This window comes from Acinetobacter sp. SWBY1, from assembly GCF_002946595.1.
Classification (GTDB): Bacteria; Pseudomonadota; Gammaproteobacteria; order Pseudomonadales; family Moraxellaceae; genus Acinetobacter; species Acinetobacter towneri.
Map to the genome: position 1 here is coordinate 2,473,468 of NZ_CP026616.1, position 25,050 is coordinate 2,498,517.

The following is a 25,050-nucleotide window of genomic DNA, read 5'->3' on the forward strand; positions in this document are numbered from 1 at the left end:
TATTGCAGTCGAGTCGTGATCAATCACGCTCGCTTGTAGCAAAGCTGATTGCTTCAGCGAAACTTATTTCGCAGGCTCTTCAGCTTTTACACCTTTTTGATATAGAGTGTAGATGTAAATTGGAATATCCAAATCTTCTAAGTGTTTGTAGATGAGTGGACGTACATCTTCCCAATCTAAACCGCCTACACCTGTTGCAAGACGCGGTAACGCCAAGCTTTCAATTTTCTCTTCTTCAATCAACTGTTTTAAGTTTTTCAAAGTGCGGTTGACGTATTCTGTCGATGCTTTACCTGGTTTTGAACCGTTGTCATAAGCCGCTTCCTGAGTCATCAGGTTGACGATGCGTTCACCTTCGGCATTGACCCAAGTCCATTGCTCACCCGCTTTAGGATGGTAAATATGACAATAGTTGCGGAAGTCTTTATATAGCGCAGGCCAGTGCTCACGCAGACTTAAAGCCAAACCTGTTGCAAAGTTATCGTTAGGGGCAACACCGTGAGCAATCGCACGTGCTTCGCTCAGTAAAATATCTCCAGAAACTTCATAAATCATGAATTTGACTCCTGTTTTTAATGGTCTTGTTAAACTGATCTTCTATATTCATATTAGCCAATCATTGCAGTTTTTCTAGTGGATTTTATAACTAATAAGTCTTTGAAAGGTAATAAAATTTTTTAGAATTTTATGCTATAATTGTATGGGTAAAGCCGCTGAGTGTTCTTTAAAATAGCCTTCAAAAATAACCGTCAGAAAAATCTGATAAAGTGGCGGCAATAATTTATTTACCCTTCTTTTTATCTTAGCACTATTGAGTGAAAATCGCTTGTAAAATGTACAAAAAAGCGTATGATCGGCTTCCCAATTTAATATGGAACATTGGTGAGAGAATAGTCACGTTATGCAGAAGCAATTGGCTTGAATTTTCCCTCAACATCTCCATCTAAAAGAGTAGCGACACTGCTCATTTCCATGATCAACCGAAAGGAACAGCGTAATGGCAAAGAAAAAACAGCCTGAGCTTATTCAGCATAACTTTGTGGCCAAGCACATGCACGAGGTCAACAAAAGTCAGGTTTTTGTAGACCGTAAGAAAAATGCCAAACGAGGCTATAGCAAACACAAACAAGGGCGATATTCCGATGATTATCGCCCTTGTTGTTTTTGGAGTGAATGGTGTGTTGCTTGAGGCTTAAACTAAGTTTTATGGAGATACGATACGTGTCGCTAGTTTCACCATATCGCCCAAGCCATGGGTTTTAAAATAATATTCCATCAGACTTTTCACCATCAGCGGATTATTCATTTTTAACGCCTGATCTAATAAATGTTGCGCATCGGTCATCGGTACATGACAAATTGCTTTACGCACCCGCAAGATATTACTTGAACTCATCGACAGGGTATTAAAGCCCATTGCCATCAGAATTACCGCAGACAGCGGATCTCCTGCCATTTCGCCACAAACGCTCACAGGCTTGTCATATTTATGACATTCTTTCACCAAGCGGGTTAAGGCGCGCAGTACTGCAGGATGAAAGTGTGAATAGACGTTGGCCACACGCGGATTGTTACGATCCACTGCCAATAAATACTGGGTTAAATCGTTTGATCCTACCGAGAAAAAATCCACCAACGGGGCAAATTCATCAATTTGCAGCAGCACACTCGGTACTTCTACCATAATGCCAATTTTCGGTTTGGTGATTTTAACCTGTTCTTCTTCCTGCACTGCTTGCAAGTCACGATCTAGCAAATACAAGGCTTCTTCAACCTCACTGACACTGGTGATCATTGGCAGCAAAATATGCAGATTATTCAAACCAATACTGGCTTTGAGCATGGCACGAATTTGCGAAGAAAAAATTTCAGGATGATCTAGCGTGAAGCGAATCCCGCGCCAACCCAAGGCTGAGTTTTCTTCTTCAATCGAAAAGTACGGCAAGTCCTTGTCTGCGCCAATATCTAGCGTACGCATCACCACAGGTTTGTTGGCAAAGTGACTGAGCTGTTGGCGGTAAATAGCACGCTGTTCTTCTTCGCCCGGGAAACGGTCACGTAGCATAAATGGAATTTCAGAACGATATAAACCAACACCTTTAGCACCGCGTTGTACGCCACGCACTACGTCAATCATCAAGCCTGTATTGACATACAATTTTACCGCTACGCCGTCAGGGGTAATGGCATCTTTGGTTTCATATTGCTTGAGGTCTTTGGCAATCTGTTCTTCTTCTTTTTGAATTTCTTTATAGCGCGTCCGCATGCGACGTGGCGGGTTGATAAACACCCGACCTTGGTGCGCATCTACAATCATTTCCACATCGTCTAGGCTGTTGATGGGCAATTCAGTTACGCCAACTACGGTTGGAATACCCAAAGCACGTGCCACAATGACCATGTGAGAATTCATTGCGCCTTCGGTGGTAACAATCGCTGCAATTTTATCGACAGGTAGTTCTACCAAAGCTGCTGTGGAAATTTCTTCGCCAATTAAAATACTTTCATCGGTCAGTTCACGGTGACTGGCATCGGCTTCTTGTAAAGAGGCGAGAATACGACGCCCTAAATCTTTCAGGTCAGAAACACGTTCGCGTAAATAGTCATCTTCCATTTGCGAAAATAGGGCAATGTGATTGTCAATTACAATACGCACTGCACCTTGTGCCCAGTTACCTTCACGAATCAGTTCTTTAATTTCTGCAGGCAGGGCATTTTCATCCAACATGCGTAGGAACACACTGAATAAAGCGCGTTCTTCTGCCATTAAGGCATCCTGCATTTTGTCATCTAGTGCCTGAATTTCTTGACGCACTGCATCTAGTGCGTTGTCTAGTAATTCTAACTCTTCACTAATGTCTTCAGCTTCACGATCAGGTACAGCCGCCAAATCTGCAGGTGGATACAGAATTACCGCACGACCCAGTGCAATCCCGCCCGAACCCGATACGCCCTGAAAGGTTTTGTAGGCAGGCAGGTTGTTGGGTTTGCGGAACACATCAATGTTGCCCACGGCATGCGCATGCGCAATGACACCTGAAAGCTGAGCACAAAGTGTGACTAAAAAGGATTCTGCGGCTTCAGAAAAGTCTTGTTTGTCCTTGTTTTGCACCACAAGAACGCCCATCACTTTACGACGATACATGACAGGCACGCCAAGGAAAGAATTATAAATTTCCTCGCCTGTTTCGGCCAAATACATGAAGCGTTCGTGTTTGGGCGCATCGTTTAGGTTGACAATTTCTTCACGTTGTCCGACTAAACCGACCAAACCTTCACTGGTATGTAATGACACATGCCCCACGGACTCAGGATTTAAACCCTTTGATGCCATGAGCAAGTAGCGTTGATTGCGTTCATCTAACAGGTAAATAGAGCAGACATCCACATGCATGGCTTCTGCGACCTGATTGACCATAATATCGAGTGATTCATGCAAACTGGTGGACGCATTGATTTCTTGTACAATGCGTCTAAGGGTATCCAGTTGCATGTTCGACATACGCGCTACTCCATATTCCAATCAATGATTTAAGGTCAGTTTTACACCACAGATGACCCTATAACAATAAGCTAAAAAATCTACATCTTCATGCAAATTTTAAGGTTTTTTCAGGGGCAATTGATTGCACAATTCCACCATCGCTTTACGGTAGACGTCACGTTTAAAATTGACGACCTGACCAAGCGGATACCAGTAACTGACCCATTGCCATTGATCAAATTCGGGTGGGTCTGACAAATTCAGCCGAATATGATGCGCTGACGCTGTCAGTTGCAATAAAAACCACTTCTGTTTTTGACCAATACATACGGGATCTGAATCCGTGCGTATATACCGATGTGGCAAACGATAACGCAGCCAACCTTTAGTTTGCGCGATAATTTGGACGTGTTCGGGCAGTAAGCCAACTTCTTCTCTCAGCTCACGATAAAGTGCCTGTTCAGGGGTTTCTCCATACTGGATACCTCCTTGCGGAAATTGCCATGCATTGTGACCAATGCGTTTTGCCCATAAAACTTGTCCAAACTCGTTTGCCAAAATGATCCCGACATTGGGTCGGAAACCTTCTGAGTCGATCATTTGGCTACCTAAATATTGTTTAATTTATGACTTTGCACTCGGGGATGATGATTTCTTTTCTCCAACTCGAAAACGCAAAGTGTAAATAATGTTAAAATTGCTATGATCTTAACGAATTTCTATCGACTAGCGGAGATAGATTTACAATTTTTTTCTTAAATTTCAGTTTTTACGAGTATTTTCATGAAATTGGCGCTATTTGATCTCGATCACACCTTGTTAAATACTGATTCAGATCATTCTTGGGGTGAGTTTTTGGTAAGTGAAGGCTTGGTTGATCCTGTTCGCCATCGCGCCATGAACGACAAGTTTTATGAAGACTACAAAGCAGGGCAACTCGACCCAATTGCATATAACGAATTTGTATTTGAGTTTTTAACCCAGCACGACAATCAGTACCTCACAGATTTGCATGAATTATTTATGCAAAAGGTGATTCGTCCACAAATGCGCCCTGAAGGGTTTAAAGCTATTCAGCGTCATCAGGCTTTAGGACATGAATTGGTGGGCATCACCGCAACTTCTGACTTTATTACAGCACCTATTTTTCGTGAATTTGGCATTACTGAAATTATTGCCACCAATGCCGAAGTGGTCGATGGTAAATATACAGGCAAAGTGATTAACACCGCATGTTACCAAAAAGGCAAATTAGTGCGTTTGGAGCAATGGCTAGAAGGCCGCGATGTGACTGAGTCTTGGGCGTATTCAGATTCCATTAACGACCGTTTCTTGCTGGAATATGCCGATCATGCCATTGCGGTAAACCCAGATGCACGTTTACAGGCTTTGGCGGAAGAGCAAGGGTGGGATGTCCAGGACTGGTCAATTTAAAGCTTAGATTAGTGCAATTGTTGCTGTATCAGGTGTAACTAGTCGCTTGTTTCTGTTTTGTTTTTATTTGCTGCAATGTTGGATTATGTCATTCATTTTTAGAATAGGCATGCTAAGGTAAGACAAGAATTAAAAATGATCAGGAGTGAAAAAATGAGTGGTGTACGCCCAAGAATGACACATTTATTTGAACAACTGGGTTTGGATGCCAGTGAAGCTGCGATTCAGCAATTTATTGAAACGCATCAATTGAATGCAGAAACAACAATTGCCGAGGCAGAATTTTGGACGGAAGCACAGCGTCAGTTTATCGTCGAAAAAATGAAATCGGATGGTTCATGGGCAATTGTGGTAGACCAATTGAATGAATCTTTGCATGAAGATTCGGTGAGTCGTTAAGACTTCACTTGTGTCCAAGTTGAGCCAATAAAAAAACACCCTCAGTACAATCGTGTTTGAGGGTGTTTTCATTCAAAAGAAACGATTAATCTTTTAGTGTTTCATCATCTCAATCAATTCTAAAACAGCGCGTGATTGCGTTCGTCCCGGATGCCATACCATGCCTAATTGACGGTTCATTTCTAAGTCAATATCTAACTGTTGTAAGTCTTGATTGACCAAAGTTTTAGGTAAAACAGACCATCCCAAACCAATTGACACCAACATCCGAATAGATTCTAGCGGATTATTGCTCATGGTGACTTTAGGTTTAACACCTTGCTTTTCAAACTCTGCCAAAGTGATTTGACTGGTATAGGTTTGCGCGGCAGGCAACAAACTAGGGTAGGCGAGTAAATCGGTCAATTGCAGGTTTTTCTGATGTGCAAGCGGATGAAAAGATGCGACCACAAACACCAATGGATCATTCCAAATGGTGACATAAGACAGACGTTCATCTAATTTGGGCGGTAAGGTCAGAAAAGCCAGTTCTAAATCGCCTGCCAAAACTTGTTCATGTGCCTGTTCTGAGTCGACAAAATGCACATCTAACGTGACGTTGGGAAATTCCTGTACATATTCACGTAAATGATTGGGTAAATGGTGCAAACCAATATGGTGACTGGTGCCAATTTTCAGTTTGCCTTGAACCTGTCCTTGCTCATGACTGAGGGTGTGGTGAATATCGCCCAGTTCATTCAGCCAGTTTTTGACTTTGGGCAATAGTGAGTGTGCTGCATGTGTAGCCTGTACGCCACGTCCTGCCGATTCAAACAGTTTTACACCAAAATAATCTTCCAAACTGTGAATGCGTTTAGTCACTGCAGGCTGGGTAATAAACAGTTGATCTGCGGCCAAAGAAATAGAACCCGTTTCCATGACTTTTACAAAAGCTTCGAAGGCTGCAAGATTCATCTGAACTACCTATAAGTATTTTTTATCACTGTGTTTATTATTTAGAAAAAATTAGAATTAATCAAAACAAATTCTACATATTTTGAAACTGTAGGCAGAAACATCCTCAAGGGAGCGGATTGAAAAGGGCATAAAAAAAGATCATCGTCGCTTGCGCTACGATGATCTAAGAGGAAGAAATAGAACAGCAGTATTCACTTGAGAAGAGGGTAACTAGAGCATAACGATATGTTAACTACGCGATAATGTTGGACTCTTCAGCTTGTGTTTTCTTTTCCCAAATACGTTCGTGAATAAAATAAGCCACCGCTTGAACTGTTGGTTCGACCAAACTTAAGGTAATGGCCATCCAAATATTACCCGTGACCACATAACCAACCACCATTGCCACGGTGATGTGCATAATGTAGTAGCTCAAGGTCTTTTTGAACATGCGTTGATTGTTAGCAACAAATTTTTGAATATGACTCATGTGAATACTCCTGTGCTGCTTTGACATTTCTCTGTGTGATAGCTAAAGGATAATTATTCTTATTTAATTTGTAAAAACGAATATTTTTGTGTTTTTGATTGGGAAATTAGATTTTAGTCTTGATTATTTTTTAGATGAAACGATGTTGATTGAACTTAACCTGAAAACAAAACAGGTTAAACCAATAAAAAATATTTTGCTTGGATGTAAATATTAATTCCCAAAAGTTTTTAAATTAATAAAAATGATAAATTAGATTTATACAAATTCGCGGTTATAATCGAAAGAATGAAAAAATTACCCAGTCCAGTGGAGTAGATCTGACATGGCAGGCGAAAACCAACAATCACAAAATCCAACAGCAAAAACTTTGTATGACAAATTGTGGGATGATCACTTGGTCACCCAACGTGATGATGGCTCAGCTTTATTGTATATCGACCGTCATTTATTACATGAAGTGACTTCTCCACAAGCGTTTGAGGGCTTACAACTTGCAGGTCGTCAACCGTGGCGTTTAAGTGCCAACGTGGCAACGCCTGACCATAACGTACCAACGTCTAAGAAAGAACGTGCAGACGGTATTGCAGGTATTGAAGATGATACCTCACGTATTCAGGTACAAACTTTAGATGACAACTGTAAAACCTTTAACGTGGTGCAGTTTGACATCAACGACATCCGTCAGGGGATTGCGCACGTGGTTGGGCCTGAGCAGGGCTTAACTTTGCCAGGTATGACCGTAGTGTGTGGTGACTCACATACAGCGACTCACGGTGCATTTGGGTGTTTAGCGCATGGTATTGGGACGTCTGAAGTTGAACACGTATTAGCAACCCAATGCTTAGTTCAAAAGAAAATGAAAAACATGCTAGTGCGTGTAGATGGCAAATTAGGTCAAGGTGTTACACCGAAAGATGTCGTTTTAGCGATCATTGGTAAAATTGGTACTGCAGGCGGTACAGGTCACGCGATTGAGTTTGGTGGTCAAGTATTCCGTGATATGTCGATTGAAGGACGTATGACAGTATGTAATATGGCGATTGAAGCAGGCGCGCGCGTAGGTATGGTCGCTGTGGATGACAAAACCATTGAATACGTGAAAGGTCGTAACTATGCACCAAAAGGCGAGCAATGGGATGCAGCAGTTGCTTACTGGAATACTTTACACTCAGATGAAGGCGCGCACTTTGACACCGTAGTGGTATTACAAGGCGAAGAAATTGAGCCGCAAGTGTCTTGGGGAACTTCACCTGAAATGGTGATTCCAGTGTCACAAGCCGTACCAACTTTAGAACAGGCGAAAGATGACGTACAGCGCAATGACTGGACGCGTGCTTATCAATATATGGGCTTAACTGCAGGTCAGTCTTTGGCAGATATTCAATTAGACCGCGTATTTATTGGCTCATGCACCAACTCGCGTATTGAAGATATTCGTGCAGCCGCTGAAGTGATTAAAGGTCGTAAAGTTGCAGCAAGCATTAAACAGGCGATGGTGGTTCCGGGTTCTGGTTTAGTTAAGCAACAAGCGGAACAAGAAGGCTTAGACAAAGTGTTTGTAGAAGCAGGCTTTGAATGGCGTGAACCAGGTTGTTCAATGTGCTTGGCAATGAACGCAGACAAATTGCAACCGGGTGAACACTGTGCATCGACTTCAAACCGTAACTTTGAAGGTCGTCAAGGTAACGGTGGTCGTACCCATTTGGTGAGTCCAGCAATGGCAGCTGCGGCAGCAATCGCAGGTCATTTTGTAGACGTACGTTCATTCTAAGTTATGCCCTCATCCCAGCCTTCTCTCAGAGAGATGGCGTTCCCTCTCGCTATAGCAGAGGGTAAGGGAGAGGTTACGGATTCAGTGAGAATTAAACATGAAAAAATATACCGTTGAACAAGGTATCGTTGCACCATTAGACCGTGCCAATGTCGATACAGACTTAATCATTCCAAAACAGTTTTTGAAATCTATCAAACGCACAGGTTTTGGCGATAACTTATTTGATGAATTGCGTTATTTAGATGAAGGTTATCCGGGGCAGGACAATTCAAAACGTCCGATTAATACTGAGTTTGTATTGAATCAGCCATGTTATCAGGGTGCTTCAATCTTAATTTCACGTGCCAACTTTGGTTGTGGTTCAAGCCGTGAGCATGCGCCTTGGGCGTTGAATGAATATGGTTTCCGTACCGTTATTGCGCCAAGTTTTGCCGACATTTTCTTCAATAACTGCTTTAAAAACGGCATGTTGCCTGTGATCTTGTCTGAAGAGCAGGTCGAGCAATTATTTAAAGAATGTGCGGCGACTGAAGGCTATCAATTAACCATCGACTTAGACGCGCAAGAAGTACGCACACCAAGCGGTACGGCATTTAAATTTGAAGTAGATCCATTCCGTAAGCACTGTTTATTGAATGGTTTGGATGATATTGGCTTAACATTACAAGCAGCCGATGACATTCGTGCTTATGAAGAGAAAACTAAGCAGACGCGTCCATGGGTTTTTGCCGAAATTCAGGCATAAATTCGCTGAAATTTGTCATAGCATCGCTGCCTAACTCTTGCTAACATCGGCACATAATAATTTTTATATTTTGTATCTAACAGGTGAGGTTGGGCGCGAACAATGACTAAAATTTTCGGTCGGCTTGCTGTCATTGGATTATGTATCACCACACTAAGCGCATGCCAAACGTGGAATACAGCACGCATTAAACAGGTGAAAGAAACTGAACAAAGCAAATCCAATGCACTGATTTACTGTGCGGGTACAGATGATTGTGAGTTTGAGCGTTTAAATACGGTCACAATTGTCGATGCAGAAAAACATCGTGTTACACGTGCTGCCATTCAGGAGGGTTTAGTGCGTTTACAGGAATCATCCTTAAATAAATCCAATGCCTTGTATTTGTCTGTGCCTCCTGCGCAGCATGAGTTGGTGATACGTTTTTATCCGATTTCTAAAGATCGTGCAGAAAAATTGCATGTCATTCATAAGTTTAATGCCAAGCAAAAATACACCTTTAGAATGTATCGAGACCGCATTCGTACTAAAGGTAGCTTGTTAAATGTATCTGCACCCGATCCACTCTGCGTGGAACTGATGCAAAACAACAAACCCATTCGTCGTTTTTGCAAACCCTACAATGTCCTGAATGGCTTGGGCGAGTTTGTGGAACAAAAAATTTAGTCTCTACAGTCGTTGACTGTTATTAACAATGGAAATTTTCATGTCAAAACATATTTTGATTTTAGCTGGTGACGGCATTGGTCCAGAAATTGTGAAAGCTGCTGAACAAGTGCTGACACGTATCAATGAAAAATTCAATTTGGGTTTGACTTGGGAACAAGGTTTATTGGGTGGTTCTGCAATTGATGCACATGGCGAACCGTACCCTGCAGTAACATCTGAACAGGCTAAAAAAGCCGATGCAATTTTATTAGGCGCTGTCGGTGGTCCAAAGTGGGACAACATTGAGCGCTCAATCCGTCCAGAGCGTGGTTTGTTAAAATTGCGTTCAGAACTCAATTTATTTGCGAACTTACGTCCTGCAATTTTGTATCCACAATTGGCAGATGCTTCAAGCTTAAAACCTGAAATCGTATCAGGCTTAGATATCTTAATCGTGCGTGAATTGACGGGTGGTATCTATTTCGGTCAGCCACGTGGTATTCGTGAATTAGAAAACGGTGAAAAACAAGGTTTTAACACCGACGTATATGCTGAGTCAGAAATCAAACGCATTGCAAAAGTAGCGTTTGAAATGGCGAAATTGCGTGGTGGTAAAGTATGTTCGGTAGATAAAGCCAACGTACTGGAAGTGACTGAATTGTGGAAGCAAACTGTGACTCAGTTACATGCAGAACAGTACCCAGAAATCAACTTGTCGCACATGTATGTCGATAACGCAGCGATGCAATTGGTACGCGCGCCAAAACAATTTGACGTATTGGTGACAGGTAACTTGTTTGGTGACATCTTGTCTGATGAAGCGGCGATGTTGACAGGTTCTATTGGTATGTTGCCATCTGCATCTTTAGACGAAAACGGTAAGGGTATGTATGAGCCTTGTCATGGTTCAGCGCCAGATATCGCAGGTCAGAACTTGGCAAACCCATTGGCAACCATTCTTTCTGTGGCAATGATGCTACGTTACACCTTCCGTGAAGAAGCGGCAGCTAAAGCCATTGAAGATGCGGTAGGCATTGTATTGGACCAAAACTTGCGTACTGCCGACATTATGTCTGAAGGCATGAACAAAGTCGGTACAGTAGAAATGGGTCAGGCTGTGGTTGCGGCATTGAACTAATTTCAACACCTCAGATACTTAAGCTAAATCGTATATCTAAATGCGATTGGCTTAAAGCAAACGCAGTCTACGGGCTGCGTTTTTTTGTGCAAAAAATTTAGTGCTGCTGTTTAATAGCGTGGTGTCTATTTAACAGTGTCGCCCACTATAAGACACAGATGTCGCAATGTTGTGTTCTAAGTGAAAAATAATATAGCAGGACAGCGCCACATCATAACTTTCATGACTGGGGATGCCCATGTTTAGCGGAACTGCGCCAATTCCTGTTGTTGGATGCTGTGCCATTGGAATAGGAATCCGTACGGGGCGAATGACCTGATAACGTAAGGCTCGCTTGGTTTGTTCGACTGTACCCACTTGTTGATAGTCTATTTGGCTTAACTGCAAGTGTGACAAAATATAAGTGCTAGATTGACCAACAAATTGTTGTAAATAGACGTCACGGCTTATGACTGATTGAGATGGATGGCTACTACAGGCAACTAAAGTAATGCCTAGAAACGAAGTAATAACCAAAGCAACGCAGGATCGAAATAACATGCTTTTTCTCCCTTGCTCAAAAGTTTATTGTAGAAGGCAATGCAAGAAAAGAATGTGGTGATTCGATAAGCGGCGGGGACGAATTAAAGGCTAAACAGAATTTTTTTAAGTGAACGTAAAAAAGCCACTCCGAAAGTGGCTTTAGCTTACTCTAAAACTTAGCGTGCGCGGTAAGTGATGCGACCCTTGGTTAAGTCGTAAGGTGTCATTTCAACTTTCACACTGTCGCCTGTTAAAATACGAATATAGTGTTTACGCATTTTACCAGAAATGTGAGCAATCACTTCATGACCGTTTTCTAAACGTACACGAAACATAGTATTAGGAAGCGTTTCGGTGACAACGCCTTCGAACTCGATGAGTTCCTCTTTATTGGCCATAGCCTACCTGAGTATCAAATTGGAAAGGCGCAAATTATAGGCAATTTTTCTGAAAAAAACAAGATGCTTTACCCTATACACAGCGCATCTGTTAGTAAAATAAGCGAATCATCGGTTTATACTTTTTCTGTAAAAATGGGCTTGGGTAGGTTGTCAGTTCGGTCAATCGCAGTTAATCTAATTTCAATCTTTTTAAGTATAAATGAAGTACATACAAGGAAGGTTTTTGCGTGGGTCAGCTAACTGATGCATCGGTTGTATTGCGTTTAGGCTACCAAGCGATTCGTCGTGCGGGGTTGCCAACCGAAGATATTTTAACAAAAGCAGGTGTGGCCTTAAATCAGGTCGAAGCCAATGAGCGTACGCCTTTAAATGCACAATATGCGTTTTGGGTTGCGGCTGAGGAAGTCAGTAAAGACCCTGATATTGGTTTACATCTGGGGGAACATTTGCCACTTTATCGCGGGCAGGTGATTGAACATTTGTTTATTTCTTCAGAAAACTTTGGTGAAGGCCTAAAACGCGCTTTGGCTTATCAACGCCTGATTAGTGATGCTTTTGATGCCAAATTGGTGGTGGAAGATGGACGCTGCTATTTAACCAATGGCGTGCAGCCGTGGTCGGAAAATATCGTCAATCGTCATTTTTCTGAATGTGCCATGTCGGGTGTTTTACGCTTCTTTAAATTTATTACTGAAGGTCGTTTTCAGCCTATTTATATCGACTTTAACTTCAGTGATGGCGCTGCAGATGATGAATATTTTCGGGTCTTTGAATGTCCTGTGAGTTTGGGGCAGAAAGAAACGCGTTTGTATTTTGATCCGAGTATTTTGGATTATCCACTATGGCAGGCAGAACCTGAGTTATTGCAATTACACGAACAGTTGGCATTGGAAAAGCTGCAGGAGCTGGCGCGTTATGACTTGGTTGGTGAAGTACGCCGTGCCATTGGTTCAACTTTAGAAAGCGGTGAAACGACATTGGAAACAGTAGCGGCGCAATTGAATATCACGCCACGCCGTTTGCGTACCCAATTGAGCGAAGCCAATACCAGTTTTCAGCAAATTCTGTCCGATTATCGATGTCGTTTGGCTAAACGATTATTATCGAATACCAATGAAAGCGTGGAGCGGATTGTGTACTTAACGGGTTTTTCAGAGCCAAGTACGTTCTATCGTGCCTTTAAACGCTGGACCAATGAAACTCCAGTGGAATATAGAAAGCGCAAGCAGCGTTAAGTTTGAAAATTTAAAACCTTTCCTAAACAGAATCCCCCTAAATCCCCCTTTTTCAAAGGGGGGACTTTCGTTTTTAACGCCTCGAAATGGAGCTCCTCTCTTTGGAAAAGGGAGGTCGGAAGGGATTAAATTATTCCGGCATATTTAACCAATGTGGCCCTAAGGGAACTTTCGGTAAATCAAACTGTTCAGGATAGTGTGCCTGAATAAAATACAAGCCATCGGGTGGGGCGGTAATTCCTGCTGCTTTACGGTCTTGAGCTGCAAAAATTTGGTCAATATGCGCAATGTCATATAAACCTTGTCCAATCTCCAATAGACAACCCATGATATTGCGAACCATGTGATGCAAAAAACCATCGGCTTGAATATCTAACACTAAATAATTGCCGTGACGAATTAAGCGGCAATGGCTGACATGACGGACAGGCTGATTGGACTGACACGCTGCGGCACGAAAGCTTTCAAAATTATGTGTCCCTTCAAATTTCTGCGCAGCCGCAATCATTTTATCGACATCTAAGGGATAATAAGCGTGAGTGACTTGTTTGTGCAGCAAGGCAGGGCGTTGTGGATTGTTATACACGACATAGCGATAACGCCGTGCCTGAGCCTTAAAACGAGCATGGAAGTCCATATCCATCGTTTTAATCCATTGAATTGCAATGTCTTTGGGTAGTTGGCTGTTGGCACCCATCAACCAACCGCGTTCAGGGCGAATGGCATGCGTATCAAAATGTGCCACCATATTGGTTGCATGCACGCCTGCATCGGTACGTCCTGCACCATGTAAAATAATGGGTTCATCGGCAATTTTGCTCAGAACTTTTTCAATGGTTTCCTGCACACTAGGTACGCCTGCTTGCTGGGTCTGCCAACCCCGATACCGAATGCCACAAAACTCAATTCCGATTGCAAAACGCTGCATAATCACCTCAAATCACACTGAAGACTGCCAATGCGCATACCACTGTGCAAGGCTGTCGTATTGTAAATACATTTTTAAGGCTTTGGCATAAAGATCTGCGTGACTTTGGCAATCACTGATTAAAATTTTGCTGTCCTGTAACCACTGGCTGATCGCATAGCGTTGTTGCATGCCACCAAAAGTGACTTGTGTGGTGAGAATGACGGCACATTGTTGAGCTTGCAAGGCCTGAATTAACTCAATCACTTCGGTATTGACTGCCATATTGCCTGTGCCATAACTCTGTAAAATCAGGCAGTGTGGGGGATGTTGCTGTAAGGCTTTTAAATTATCGACCAAAGCGGAAATGGCAATTGGCTGTAACATCCAGTTCAGGCAGTTAAAGTGCTGGGCTTTTTCAATATGTTGAGTGCTAATGTTGAATGCTGGCTCATTCTGCGATTTGTTCTCCGTGTAAACCAAAGCAGACTGACCTGTAAATGCATTTAACTCGGTGGTGTGTTGTTTCAGTGCCGTTGCGGCATGAATCAGTTGCTGATGGAAGGCCAGATATACTCCCTGAGTCACTTGATGAATCTGTTGTAAAGCAAAATTTAGGTTGTCCAAGGCATCACTAAATTCACGGGTATCTGTGCCTTGTGCATTGAGTAAGGGATATTGGCTACCCGTGAGAATGACATGGGTACTTTGCGCTAAAAAACGTGCCAAGACTGCGCTGGCATAGCTGAGGGTGTCGGTGCCATGTAAAATAACGAAATGTTGAAAATCATCGTGTTGTAATTTTTGAATATATTGAATGAGCTGTAACCAGTCTGCTGCTGTGCAGGCACTACTGTCTTTAATGACAGGGGCAACAAAACATTCAATCTCTAAATTTAGGGGCAAGACCTGTGCCAAGCGTGGCAGGAATTGCTCGGCAGGCATTGGGCTTAGTGGTTCACCGACACAGCCAAAAGTGCCGCCCATATAGATTAACGCAATTTTTTTCATCATAAAAAAAGCAGTCAAGAATGACTGCTTTATCTTAATCTGATTTGAATTAAGAAGCGATTTGATTCAGTAACTGATCGGCACGTTGGCGTTGTTCAGCAGAGTAATTTGCATCTTGTTCGCCAAGTAAAGCTTTCGCAGCATCATAAGCGCCCAACTCTACATATTGGCTCGCTAAGTCTAAGTTCAACTGAATTTCATCCACTTGATATAAGTCTGGGAATGATTTCACCAATGGATCATTCAGATCAACATCTGTACTGACAACGGTTGCAGCAGGTTCATGTGCAATACTTGGTGCAGCAATGATTTCTGGTTCAGTTGTAGGTTGAAGATTGGTTTCCGCAGCAGGCGTACTGTCAAATGTGAAATTAAAATCAGGCGTTGCAGGTTCAGCTTTTGCTTCAACTGCAGGTGCACTTTCTGGTGTAGAAAAATTGAAGTCTAGACTTGGGGCTTCGACTGCAGCAGCTTCACTTATTGTTGATTCTGGGGCTGCTGTTTCTGGTGCTACTGTGGTTTCAGCTGGGCTTGGTGTTAAATCAAACGTGAAGTCGAGCGGTTTAACTTTCTCTGCAGGGCTTGCACTTGGTTCAGCTGTAATCGCAGGCGCTTCAGTTTTTACTTCTGTTGGTGCAGAATCGAGTGAGAAATTAAAATCCAGTGCCGTAGGTTCTGCTTTGACTTCAGGTTCGGCAGCAGGGCTGAAATTTAAGGATGAGGTGTCAAATTTCAAAGCTGCTTCAGGTTCTGCAGTTTTATTTGAAGTCAGTTCGTGCTGTAACTGGTCAAAAGAAGCCGTTTGATTTGGCGTACTCACAGGTGCAGTAAAATCTAAGCTGCTTGGAGCTGCAGTCGGCGCTTCATTTGCTGATTTTTCAGCAATATCTTCATGTGCATGACTGGCTTTTTTTGCTTCAGCTTGTGACAGAATATCGTCAAGCTCTAAAGAGCGTAAATGATTCAGCAATTGATCAATTGCAAATTCATCTTTTTGTTGTAAATGAATATCAAGCAATAACAAATACAAACCATGCAATGAGTTATCATGTTTTAATGCTTGGTTAATTTGCGCTTCCGCAGCAAAGAAATTGCGCTCCTTAATCAGATTTTCAATATTTGTCTGAATTTTAACAGGTACAGGGGTAGAGTGTTGTGGAGTTGGAACAACCTCTTCAACCACCACCGATTTCTGGGCAACTTTTTTGGTAGTTGTGGTTTTCTTGCCACTGGTTTTGGCTGGCGCTGCTGTTTTCTTGTTGCTTGGTTCGGCTTCTTTACTTGCTTCACGCTTTTTCAAGAAAATTGCGATCACCAGTAATAAAATAAACGGAATCACATAAATCAGCATGTTTATACCCCTTGAGGATGTGGTCCCTGTTTGACCTTATCCCAAAAAAATCATTGTGTGTAACATTTAGTGTTTTGGCTTATTTGCGGCTTGTTGTTTTTGCAATTGTTGTTGCAGTTCGGCAAGGCGCGCGTTGAGTAATTGAATTCTGTGATCCTTCTGACGTAATGCCAATTCTAATTCTGTTACGTTTCTCTGTAATTTAACGGTTTTCTCGCGGGATGTCATAACTTTTAATGACAAGTCACCCGAAGTTTGTGTGGATTGTGTGTTCTTCTTGGCAGAACCGTGGGTGGAGTCCTGTTGATTCTCTGCCACGAGGCTCATTTCTGCTTGATTTAAACGATATTTGGCTTTGCCTGATTGTGGTGTACTGGCCGTTTCTGGTTTTGGAATTGCGGCTTTTTTCTCTGTTTTAGAGTTCGCTTGTGCATGTAAATTTAAGGTCGCACCACGACGCAAACGATTGGCATCGCCTTGAATAAAAGCATGCTCATTATTGGCTTTAATTTGCTGCATCACTTCAGCAACAGGGCGGTTATTTTCACCCGCAATGCGTGAGGCAATTGCCCATAATGATTCATTCGATTGCACCACGTGTTGGGTATTGACTGCAGGCATGGCTGTGGCAGGGCTTGGTTTAGCCTGTGCAGCCGCTGTTTGTGCAGGCTTTTTCACGGCAGCAGCAGGCTGAGTTTGTGCCAGTTGCTTCGTGCGTTGCTGTTCAGCAAATTTTTGTACCAATGGATCAGCCGATTGTTGTGCAGTGACTGACGTAGTCGCTGTAGATGCTGTCGGTGTTGGGTTGTTATTTGTTTTTGCTGGCGCTGCTTTTGGAGCAGCAACAGTCGTATTTTCACTCGCTGCGCTACGGCTTGGCGCAGTTTGAATCACTGTTACTGCTTGATGGTTTAACGCAGGCGGTGTATTGCGTTTAATGGTTAGCGGTGCTTCAAAAGCCTGTTGTTCAATTGCTTTGGGTGTTTCAACCTGATAGGCCGTACTTACAGGTAAATTTAAAGCAATATCTTGCTCATTGACAATCATAACAGGCATTAAAGCTTGTTCATTGCTACGTTGCATAGCGGCCAATGGCGCAGGTGCACTGCGTTTTAATGGGGTGCGAATATGTTGCAGGCGGGTTGCATTGCCTTCTTTAATTTTGACCACAATATTCAACTCAGACTCGGTTAACGGTCGAGATGAGGTAATGGTGATAACCCCTGTACCATTGCTGTTACGACGTGTAAAAAAGTTAAGATGACCAGGCGGACGGTGACTCGCACCAATCGACATCAGATCTTCTGCCGTAGCTAAACTGACATCAATCGCTTCATTCACATTCGATTGACGAAAGTTGATTTCGGCATAGAGCAATTCCCCAGTTGTTGACTGAATTTGAATCGGGTCAACATTCATTGCATACATTTGCTGTGAAGCCAAAATAGATAAAATGGCGATCTTTAATTTGTTATATACAGTCATCTTAATTGTTAGCTCGGTCATTTATCGCAAGGCGAAAAGGATAGAGTAGCGAGTTGTATGTCGATTGTAAAATATTAACACGTTGATTACATAAAAAAGCCAGTCAAATTTGACTGGCTTGTTGAGTTTGATCACAGAATCCAAAATGATTCAGTGCTCAAGACGAGGCTTAAGCATTTTTGTAATCAATTAAGATGCGTAACATACGACGTAATGGCTCTGCTGCGCCCCAAAGTAATTGGTCACCTACAGTGAATGCACCAAGGTATTCTTTACCCATGTTCATTTTGCGTAAACGACCAACAGGTACTGTTAAAGTCCCTGTAACTGCAACTGGGGTAAGATCGGTCATTGATGCTTCGCGTGTATTTGGTACCACTTTTGCCCATTGGCTTGATTGACGAATCATATCTTCAATTTCGTTCAGTGGAACGTCTTTTTTCAGCTTCAATGTGATTGCCTGAGAGTGACAACGCATTGCGCCAATACGCACACAGTGACCATCAATTGGAACGATCTGCTGATTGCCTAAAATCTTGTTGGTTTCAACCTGACCTTTCCATTCTTCTTTTGACTGACCGCTTTCAAGCTGTTTGTCGATATATGGAATGAGAGAACCCGCTAAAGGCACACCAAAGTTTGCCGATGGGAAACCTTCGCCACGTTGTAATTCGGCAATTTTAGAGTCGATGTCTAAAATTGGTGAACGTGGGTCATCCAACAAGTCTTTGGTGTTGTTATACAAGTAGCCCATGCCTGTGATCAGCTCACGCATGTTTTGCGCACCTGCACCAGAAGCTGCTTGATAGGTCATTGAAGTTGCCCATTCCACCAAATTGTTTTGGAATAATGAACCCAAGCCCATCAACATGAGTGAAACAGTACAGTTACCGCCCACAAATGTTTTGGTGCCATTCACCAAGCCATCTTTAATGACATTCATGTTGACTGGATCAAGTACGATAATCGCTTCATCATCCATACGCAGGGTAGATGCAGCATCAATCCAGTAACCATTCCAACCTTCAGCTTTAAGCTTCGGGAAAACGGCAGAAGTGTAATCACCACCTTGACAGGTAATAATGACATCCATTTGCTTCAGACTTTCAATATCTGTTGCATCCATAAGTGCTGGGGCAGTCTTACCACCAAACGCTGGTGCTTCACCGCCAGCATTACTGGTAGAGAAATAGAATGGCTCAAAATGAGCAAAATCATTTTCTTGAACCATACGTTGCATAAGGACGGAACCCACCATCCCGCGCCAACCGACCAGACCTACTTTCATGTCACTTTGCCTCGGTGCGTTAAAAAACAATAAAGGAATATAAGTCTATCAAAAGGGGACGCAACTGCAAGCATTACATGAACAAAACATGAGTATTATTGAGTGAAATCTCTTGTTTGTGTTACATACAAAATTGATAACTTTGGTTTTCATGTAAAAACGACAAAAAATACAAAAGAGTAAAGCAAGATGATTTGGGTAGAAGGGCTTGCAATATTAGTCATTTGGTTAAGTTTTTGGTCACTGATTCCGCGTGATGAATGGTGGATTCGGGGCGCAGATTTTCCACGTTTACAGATCTTGGTTTTGGGCATCATTGCCTTTGTTTTGCTACTGATTTGGGAGCAGACGTGGGATGTGTCTAGCCAAGTGATTTTAATTGGGCTGATTGCAGCTTTGGCTTATCAGTTAAAAATGGTCTTGCCCTACACCTTGCTGTGGAAAAAACAGGTCAAACAAGTTCGTCCAGAACAGCTAAATCCTGAAAAACAAATTTCATTAATCGTGTCCAATGTTCTGACACCAAATCAAAAATATCATCTTTTAATTGAACATATTCAAGCCTTAAAACCAGATTTGGTGTTGACCCTAGAATCTGATTTGGCTTGGCAGAAAGCCTTGTCTGTGATTGAAGCCGATTATCCTTATCGGGTCGCTGCACCTTTAGATAATTTATATGGCATGCATTTGTATAGCCGTTTGCCATTAAAAGACAGTGAGATCAAATTTATTCTCAGCGATGAAATTCCATCCATTCATACCAGTGTGATTTTGCCTTCGGGGCAGCCTGTACAGTTGTATTGTTTGCATCCTAAACCACCAAGTCCTACCGAAGCCAAAGATTCAGTTTTAAGAGATGCCGAATTGTTGATTGTAGGCGATCAAATCAAAGATTTAGATGAAAGCTGTATCGTAATGGGTGATTTAAACGATGTGGCGTGGTCGCGGACTACGCGCTTGTTTCAAAGAATCAGTGGCTTGCTCGACCCGCGCGTAGGGCGGCACTATATCAATACCTTTCATGCCGATTATCCTTTACTGCGTTGGTCATTAGACCATGTATTTCATAGTACAGATTTTGCATTGGTAGATATGCAGCGTTTAGCACATATTGGTTCAGATCATTTTCCTGTGTATGTGGTATTGCAAACTGGGCGGGTGTTTGATCGAATTCAGGAAGAACTGCCGCAAACCGATGCCGATGAGCAGGAAGCACAACAGGCGATTCAGGATGGGATTGAAAAAGCAGAGCAAGAAGAAAAACTGGTGACCGATGAAATTGCACAACCGTATAAAGCACAGGATAAATCGGTTTAGAAATTAAACGAAAAGTGTACGAAATGGCTTACACGGATTTAGGCACATGACGCATGGTTTATTCTGACTGATCTGGTTAAGATTAATTCATCAGCACAAGGACTCGGGAACGGAATATCCCATTAAGGAAGACGACGCTGAGGGATAAACATCAAGGATATGATGTAGGTAAGGAACGCCATACAATAAAATAACAATAAGTTTTGAAAGCACAACCTCATGAGCCCGAGTTTTACAGGATGTAGAACTCGGGCGATGATTTTTTAGGGCTTATTTTTTCATTCTCATTGTTTTTAAACAAATTAAATTTCAATCAGCTCGATTCAGTTTTAAGGCTTTAGGTGTGTTTTGACTGCAAAACTTGCTGATATAAATCTAAGGTTTGATGACACATATCTGCCAAGCTGAACAATTCAACAGGGGTGACACTTTGCGGTATTTCCAGATGCAATTGCACTGCATTGAATAAAGCCACTTGGTCATCTGCTGCGATGAGCCCTTGCGGATACAGTTGTGACAAAATTTCAGCCACACCACCACGGTTCCAGCCAATCACAGGTGTTCCTACAGATAAAGCCTCAAGTGCAGTGCGTCCAAAGGTTTCCGCCTGATTAGAAAGTGAAAGTACAATATCGCTAAACGCAAGCCACTCGCGAATGTCAGAACGGTGTCCAACAAAGGTTATCGCTTCGGTCAGATGTTTATCCCGAATATTGCGTTCCAGTTCCTGTAAATAAGCTGCTTTTTTAACATCTGCACCGCCTACAACAACAGCATGAATCTGTGGATACTGGGTTTTTAATTTCGCAATTAGATCAATCAATGTTTCATGACCTTTTAAGCGGGTGATACGTCCCGGCAAACAAATTAAAAACTTATGTTCAAGTTCTGGGAAATCTTGATAGGTTTGTTGCATCCATTGTGCCGAAGGTTGATACCCGTGCGGAAATGCAGCAGGGTCAATTCCACGATAAATACGGACAATATCTTCAGGTGGACAGTTTTGATAATGATCACGAATGTATTTGACTACACTGTCAGAAACTGCGATCACTTTTTCCGCTTGGGTCATAATTTGGCTGTAACGGTTAACTGAATAAAAACCATGTACAGTTGAAATTAAGTGTGGACGTTTTTCGGCTGGAATACCTTTTAGGGAAAAATGAGTTAGCCATGCAGGTACGCGGGAACGTACATGCACAATATCAGGTTGATGTTGCATAATCAGTTGGCGTAAAGGACGGATTTGCCACAAGCTTGATAATGATTTTTTGTGGATGGCTAACTTTAAATGAGTGGAACCTTCAGCTTCGAGTTGGTTAACCATCCGTCCGCCATTCGACACCACCAATGACGTATGTCCTTGAGCGACCAAGGCTCGGGCGATTTCGAGCGTACCGCGTTCTACACCGCCACTGTTTAATTCGGGTAATAACTGCATGACTTTCATGAATCTTTCCTTCTGCCGTACAGATTAGTAAATACTGTCATAACCTTCGGGGCGGCTCTTAAACCGACGATGAAACCACATATATTGGGTAGGAGCGATCCGTAATTGCTGCTCAATAATGAAATTGGTGCGCGTTGCATCTGCAACTTCATCTGCGCTTGGGAAATCCAGCAGTTCAGGTTCAATCAAGACTTTATATTGAGGGTTGGAAAGCTCACCTGTACGGTAAAAATATAACGGAATTGCTGCGGCTTTGGTCATTTTAAGTAAACGACGATGCGCTGTAACTGTCGCAGCAGGCACGCCAAAAAATGGCGCCATAACACCTTGTTTTAAACCAAAGTCCTGATCTGGGCTATACCAAATGGCACGACCATTTTTTAAGTGGCGGATTAAACCACGCATGTCATCGTGGTCAATTTGATGACCGTAAATGGTGGCGCGACAACGGTAAATCAGCATGTCCAGTAAGGGATTGTTTTGTGGACGATAGACCACATCGGGGTCAAAATATTGTGCACAGACATAGCCACCTGCATCTAGCAGAGTAGAATGTGTGCCTAACAATAAAACCCCGCGACCATCTGCTTGGGCTTGCTGAATATGTTCCAAACCTTCAACCTGAGTGCGTCCTTTAAACCACTGTGGACAGTACCATGCATTTAAGGTTTCAAATACGCCCAGCATTTGATCAACAAAGACTTGGCGAGCATTTTCATGTACTTCAGCCTCGCTCCATTCAGGAAAACACACTTCCAAATTGCGTAACGTAGTTACGCGACGTGACTTCATGCTGTTAAAGGCAAGATTGCCTAAAAGCTGCGCCAAACGATACTGAATCGCCCACGGCAAAATGGCTAAAATCATCAGGCAGACAATGCCAATCCAGATGCCCCAATATTTTGGCAACAGGAAAGACCATTGAAATTCGCCTGGTTGATATTCAGTGTGTTGACTCATAATGACCGTGTAAAGTGTTGTATCGTTGCAGTTTAGCACGAACCGATTTTAAAATTTAAAAGCATCCGTCCAATGGGAAAGATGCTTAAAACGGTTTTGCGAAGTCTTTCAGGACAAGCGTAGACGAAGTGTCAATAGACCCTAGTTACCATTCGCCAAGTTTTCCAGTTCGTCCCAACGCTCCAGTTTTTCCAGCAGTTCTTCATCAATTTCAGCCAAACGCTGTGAGGCTTTGGTGGCTGCATTGGCATCTGTTACAAACCAAGAACCATCCGCCAGTTTTTCAGCCAATTCGGTTTGTTCCTGTTCCAGTGCTTCAATTTCACCTGGCAACTGCTCTAAAGCACGTTGATCTTTGTAGCTCAATTTTACTTTTTTAGCCGTTGGTGCTGCTGCAGCCGCTTCGGCTTTGGCAACGGCTTTTTTAACATCACTTTTTTGATCAACCACAGTTTGGTCTGGGCGTTGCTGCAAATAGTCCTGATAGCCGCCAATATATTCATCAATATTGCCTTTGCCATCAAATACCCAAGTTGAAGTCACCACGTTGTCCATAAAGGCACGGTCGTGTGAAATCAGCAATAAGGTGCCTTTATAGTCGCTGAGCATTTCCTCAAGCAATTCTAAAGTGACCATATCCAAGTCGTTGGTCGGCTCATCCATCACTATCAGGTTAGATGGTTTGAGTAATAATTTTGCCAGTAAAATACGGTTGCGTTCACCGCCAGACAAGGCTTTAACAGGCGTGCGCGCACGTTCTGGTGAGAATAAAAAGTCTTGTAAATAACTATAGATATGACGACGTTGTCCGTTCACATCAACAAAATCTGAACCTTCAGACACGTTATCTTTGACCGACTTTTCCAAATCCAAGACGTTACGCAATTGGTCAAAATAGGCAATTTCCAGTTGTGTTCCTGTTTTGACAGAGTCGCCATGCTCAATTTCACCTAAAATGGCTTTAATCAGCGTGGTTTTACCGACACCGTTATCACCAACTAAACCAATACGGTCGCCACGTAATACCAATGTTGAAAAGTCTTTGATAATTGGAGCTTGATTGCCAAAGGCCACTTGTAAATGTTCAATATCAAAGACCAGTTTACCTGAGCGATTGGCTTCCTGCGCTGCCATATTGACTTTGCCTTGTTGGAAGCGACGTGCTTTGGATTCTTCACGTAAGGCTTTTAAAGCACGCACACGTCCTTCGTTGCGGGTACGACGTGCTTTAATGCCTTGACGAATCCATGCTTCTTCTTCGGCCAGTTTTTTATCAAACAGCGCATTTTGTTTTTCTTCAGCTTCAAGTTGCTGCGCTTTTAAATCTAAATAACGCGAATAGTTTCCTTCGTAGCTGCGTAATACACCACGATCTAACTCGACAATGCGGGTGGCGATACTATCGACAAAAGCACGGTCATGCGAAATAAACAGTAGAGTTAAATTATTTTGATCGAGTAAAAATTTTTCTAGCCATTCAATACTTTCCACATCTAAGTGGTTGGTCGGCTCATCTAGCAACAATACGTCAGGTTGGGTGAGCAGGGCACGTGCCAACAACACACGACGTTTACGTCCCCCGGATAAATCGACCAAGTCGGCATTTGGATCAAGTCCCATTTTACTTAAAATGGCATTGACCTTATTTTCTAGCGCCCAGCCATCAAGCTGATCTAGCTTGTGTTGCAAGTTCCCCATACGGTCACAGGCATCCATATCGCCCAATACACAGGCATCACTGGCTTCGTGATAGGCTTTTAATACTGCAGCAGCTTCGCCTGCACCATCAGCAACAATATCGGCGACTTTGCCTGAATCCATGGGCACATCTTGCGCCAACATGGCAATGGTGATGCCATTTTGAATAGACACTTCACCTGCATCGGGCAGTAAACTTCCTTCAATCAGTTTAAGTAGAGTAGACTTACCTTCTCCATTACGGCCAATCAAACACACTCGTTCGCCACGTTCTAGGTTAAAATTCGCGCCGTCGAGCAAGGCAGGTCCACCAAATGCGAGTTGGACATCCCTTAAAGTAATATAGGCCATAGTGTTTCCTAAAAAATCTCAAA

24 protein-coding genes are annotated in these 25,050 nt (G+C 42.7%); 9 read left to right on the top strand and 15 right to left on the bottom strand.

All coding sequences use genetic code 11. From position 1 onward, the window contains the following. Window positions 1–63: 63 nt before the first annotated feature. Window positions 64–555 (bottom strand): macro domain-containing protein, encoded by a 492-nt coding sequence (locus tag C3Y93_RS11855; RefSeq protein ID WP_104853013.1) that lies wholly within the window; start codon window positions 553–555, stop codon window positions 64–66. A gap of 442 nt (window positions 556–997) precedes the next feature. Here C3Y93_RS11855 and C3Y93_RS11860 point away from each other — a divergent pair, with 442 nt between their 5' ends. Further along, window positions 998–1,189, top strand: coding sequence for a hypothetical protein (locus C3Y93_RS11860; RefSeq protein ID WP_004976081.1), 192 nt, complete (start codon window positions 998–1,000; stop codon window positions 1,187–1,189). A 15-nt stretch (window positions 1,190–1,204) separates the two neighbouring features. Here C3Y93_RS11860 and ptsP read toward each other — a convergent pair whose 3' ends face one another. Both ptsP and C3Y93_RS11870 read right to left on the bottom strand, forming a co-directional pair. Beyond that, window positions 1,205–3,502, bottom strand: a complete 2,298-nt coding sequence (gene ptsP, locus C3Y93_RS11865; RefSeq protein ID WP_104853014.1) for a phosphoenolpyruvate--protein phosphotransferase — start codon at window positions 3,500–3,502, stop codon at window positions 1,205–1,207. Window positions 3,503–3,601: 99 nt separating this feature from the next. Then, window positions 3,602–4,084: an RNA pyrophosphohydrolase gene (locus tag C3Y93_RS11870; RefSeq protein WP_019836012.1), complete on the bottom strand. Its 483-nt coding sequence runs from the start codon at window positions 4,082–4,084 to the stop codon at window positions 3,602–3,604. Between the two features lie 183 nt (window positions 4,085–4,267). Here C3Y93_RS11870 and C3Y93_RS11875 point away from each other — a divergent pair, with 183 nt between their 5' ends. Next, a complete protein-coding gene (locus tag C3Y93_RS11875; protein ID WP_004976085.1) occupies window positions 4,268–4,918 on the top strand; it encodes an HAD family hydrolase in 651 nt (216 codons plus the stop codon). A 153-nt stretch (window positions 4,919–5,071) separates the two neighbouring features. Next, window positions 5,072–5,317: a DUF2789 family protein gene (locus C3Y93_RS11880; protein WP_004976087.1), complete on the top strand. Its 246-nt coding sequence runs from the start codon at window positions 5,072–5,074 to the stop codon at window positions 5,315–5,317. Between the two features lie 93 nt (window positions 5,318–5,410). Here C3Y93_RS11880 and C3Y93_RS11885 read toward each other — a convergent pair whose 3' ends face one another. Continuing rightward, window positions 5,411–6,271, bottom strand: a complete 861-nt coding sequence (locus C3Y93_RS11885) for a LysR family transcriptional regulator (protein WP_004976089.1) — start codon at window positions 6,269–6,271, stop codon at window positions 5,411–5,413. A gap of 235 nt (window positions 6,272–6,506) precedes the next feature. Beyond that, window positions 6,507–6,743, bottom strand: coding sequence for a DUF2061 domain-containing protein (locus C3Y93_RS11890; RefSeq protein WP_104853015.1), 237 nt, complete (start codon window positions 6,741–6,743; stop codon window positions 6,507–6,509). 325 nt (window positions 6,744–7,068) lie between these two features. Here C3Y93_RS11890 and leuC point away from each other — a divergent pair, with 325 nt between their 5' ends. The 4 genes from leuC (at window position 7,069) to leuB (ending at window position 11,051) form a co-directional block, all read left to right on the top strand. Then, on the top strand, window positions 7,069–8,517 hold the full coding sequence (gene leuC / locus C3Y93_RS11895) for a 3-isopropylmalate dehydratase large subunit (RefSeq protein ID WP_104853016.1): 1,449 nt from the start codon (window positions 7,069–7,071) through the stop codon (window positions 8,515–8,517). 97 nt (window positions 8,518–8,614) lie between these two features. Continuing rightward, entirely contained in the window at window positions 8,615–9,265 is a 651-nt protein-coding gene (leuD, locus tag C3Y93_RS11900) for a 3-isopropylmalate dehydratase small subunit (protein WP_104853017.1), read from the top strand. Between the two features lie 102 nt (window positions 9,266–9,367). Beyond that, window positions 9,368–9,931 (top strand): hypothetical protein, encoded by a 564-nt coding sequence (locus C3Y93_RS11905; protein ID WP_104853018.1) that lies wholly within the window; start codon window positions 9,368–9,370, stop codon window positions 9,929–9,931. A gap of 40 nt (window positions 9,932–9,971) precedes the next feature. Next, the gene (gene leuB / locus C3Y93_RS11910; protein WP_104853019.1) at window positions 9,972–11,051 is read left to right on the top strand and encodes a 3-isopropylmalate dehydrogenase; all 1,080 of its coding nucleotides are present in this window, start codon (window positions 9,972–9,974) and stop codon (window positions 11,049–11,051) included. Between the two features lie 129 nt (window positions 11,052–11,180). On the opposite strand, the gene C3Y93_RS11915 is transcribed toward leuB, so the two are convergent. Continuing rightward, window positions 11,181–11,591, bottom strand: coding sequence for a hypothetical protein (locus C3Y93_RS11915; protein WP_104853020.1), 411 nt, complete (start codon window positions 11,589–11,591; stop codon window positions 11,181–11,183). Between the two features lie 158 nt (window positions 11,592–11,749). Next, window positions 11,750–11,971 carry a translation initiation factor IF-1 gene (infA, locus tag C3Y93_RS11920; protein ID WP_001284370.1) on the bottom strand — a complete coding sequence of 74 codons (222 nt, stop codon included), beginning with the start codon at window positions 11,969–11,971 and terminating at the stop codon, window positions 11,750–11,752. Between the two features lie 230 nt (window positions 11,972–12,201). Between infA and C3Y93_RS11925 the strand changes: the two genes are divergently transcribed. Continuing rightward, on the top strand, window positions 12,202–13,209 hold the full coding sequence (locus C3Y93_RS11925) for an AraC family transcriptional regulator (RefSeq protein ID WP_004976104.1): 1,008 nt from the start codon (window positions 12,202–12,204) through the stop codon (window positions 13,207–13,209). A gap of 130 nt (window positions 13,210–13,339) precedes the next feature. Here C3Y93_RS11925 and truA read toward each other — a convergent pair whose 3' ends face one another. From truA to asd, 5 genes are all read right to left on the bottom strand, one after another. After that, the gene (gene truA / locus C3Y93_RS11930) at window positions 13,340–14,137 is read right to left on the bottom strand and encodes a tRNA pseudouridine(38-40) synthase TruA (RefSeq protein ID WP_004976106.1); all 798 of its coding nucleotides are present in this window, start codon (window positions 14,135–14,137) and stop codon (window positions 13,340–13,342) included. 12 nt (window positions 14,138–14,149) lie between these two features. Beyond that, window positions 14,150–15,130, bottom strand: a complete 981-nt coding sequence (locus C3Y93_RS11935; RefSeq protein WP_104853291.1) for an asparaginase — start codon at window positions 15,128–15,130, stop codon at window positions 14,150–14,152. A 46-nt stretch (window positions 15,131–15,176) separates the two neighbouring features. Next, window positions 15,177–16,478 carry a fimbrial protein FimV gene (locus tag C3Y93_RS11940; RefSeq protein WP_104853021.1) on the bottom strand — a complete coding sequence of 434 codons (1,302 nt, stop codon included), beginning with the start codon at window positions 16,476–16,478 and terminating at the stop codon, window positions 15,177–15,179. A gap of 66 nt (window positions 16,479–16,544) precedes the next feature. Continuing rightward, complete coding sequence (locus tag C3Y93_RS11945) at window positions 16,545–17,963, bottom strand: FimV family protein (protein WP_228153767.1); 1,419 nt, start codon at window positions 17,961–17,963, stop codon at window positions 16,545–16,547. 169 nt (window positions 17,964–18,132) lie between these two features. Then, entirely contained in the window at window positions 18,133–19,251 is a 1,119-nt protein-coding gene (gene asd, locus C3Y93_RS11950; RefSeq protein ID WP_104853023.1) for an aspartate-semialdehyde dehydrogenase, read from the bottom strand. A gap of 189 nt (window positions 19,252–19,440) precedes the next feature. Here asd and C3Y93_RS11955 point away from each other — a divergent pair, with 189 nt between their 5' ends. Then, complete coding sequence (locus C3Y93_RS11955) at window positions 19,441–20,568, top strand: endonuclease/exonuclease/phosphatase family protein (RefSeq protein WP_104853024.1); 1,128 nt, start codon at window positions 19,441–19,443, stop codon at window positions 20,566–20,568. Between the two features lie 337 nt (window positions 20,569–20,905). Here the strand turns inward: C3Y93_RS11955 and C3Y93_RS11960 are convergent, their stop codons facing one another. The 3 genes from C3Y93_RS11960 to C3Y93_RS11970 form a co-directional block, all read right to left on the bottom strand. Next, window positions 20,906–22,018 carry a glycosyltransferase family 4 protein gene (locus tag C3Y93_RS11960; RefSeq protein ID WP_004976117.1) on the bottom strand — a complete coding sequence of 371 codons (1,113 nt, stop codon included), beginning with the start codon at window positions 22,016–22,018 and terminating at the stop codon, window positions 20,906–20,908. 24 nt (window positions 22,019–22,042) lie between these two features. Further along, window positions 22,043–22,978, bottom strand: a complete 936-nt coding sequence (locus C3Y93_RS11965; protein ID WP_104853025.1) for a lauroyl acyltransferase — start codon at window positions 22,976–22,978, stop codon at window positions 22,043–22,045. Window positions 22,979–23,119: 141 nt separating this feature from the next. Then, entirely contained in the window at window positions 23,120–25,027 is a 1,908-nt protein-coding gene (locus tag C3Y93_RS11970; RefSeq protein ID WP_104853026.1) for an ATP-binding cassette domain-containing protein, read from the bottom strand. Between the last annotated feature and the right edge of the window lie 23 nt (window positions 25,028–25,050).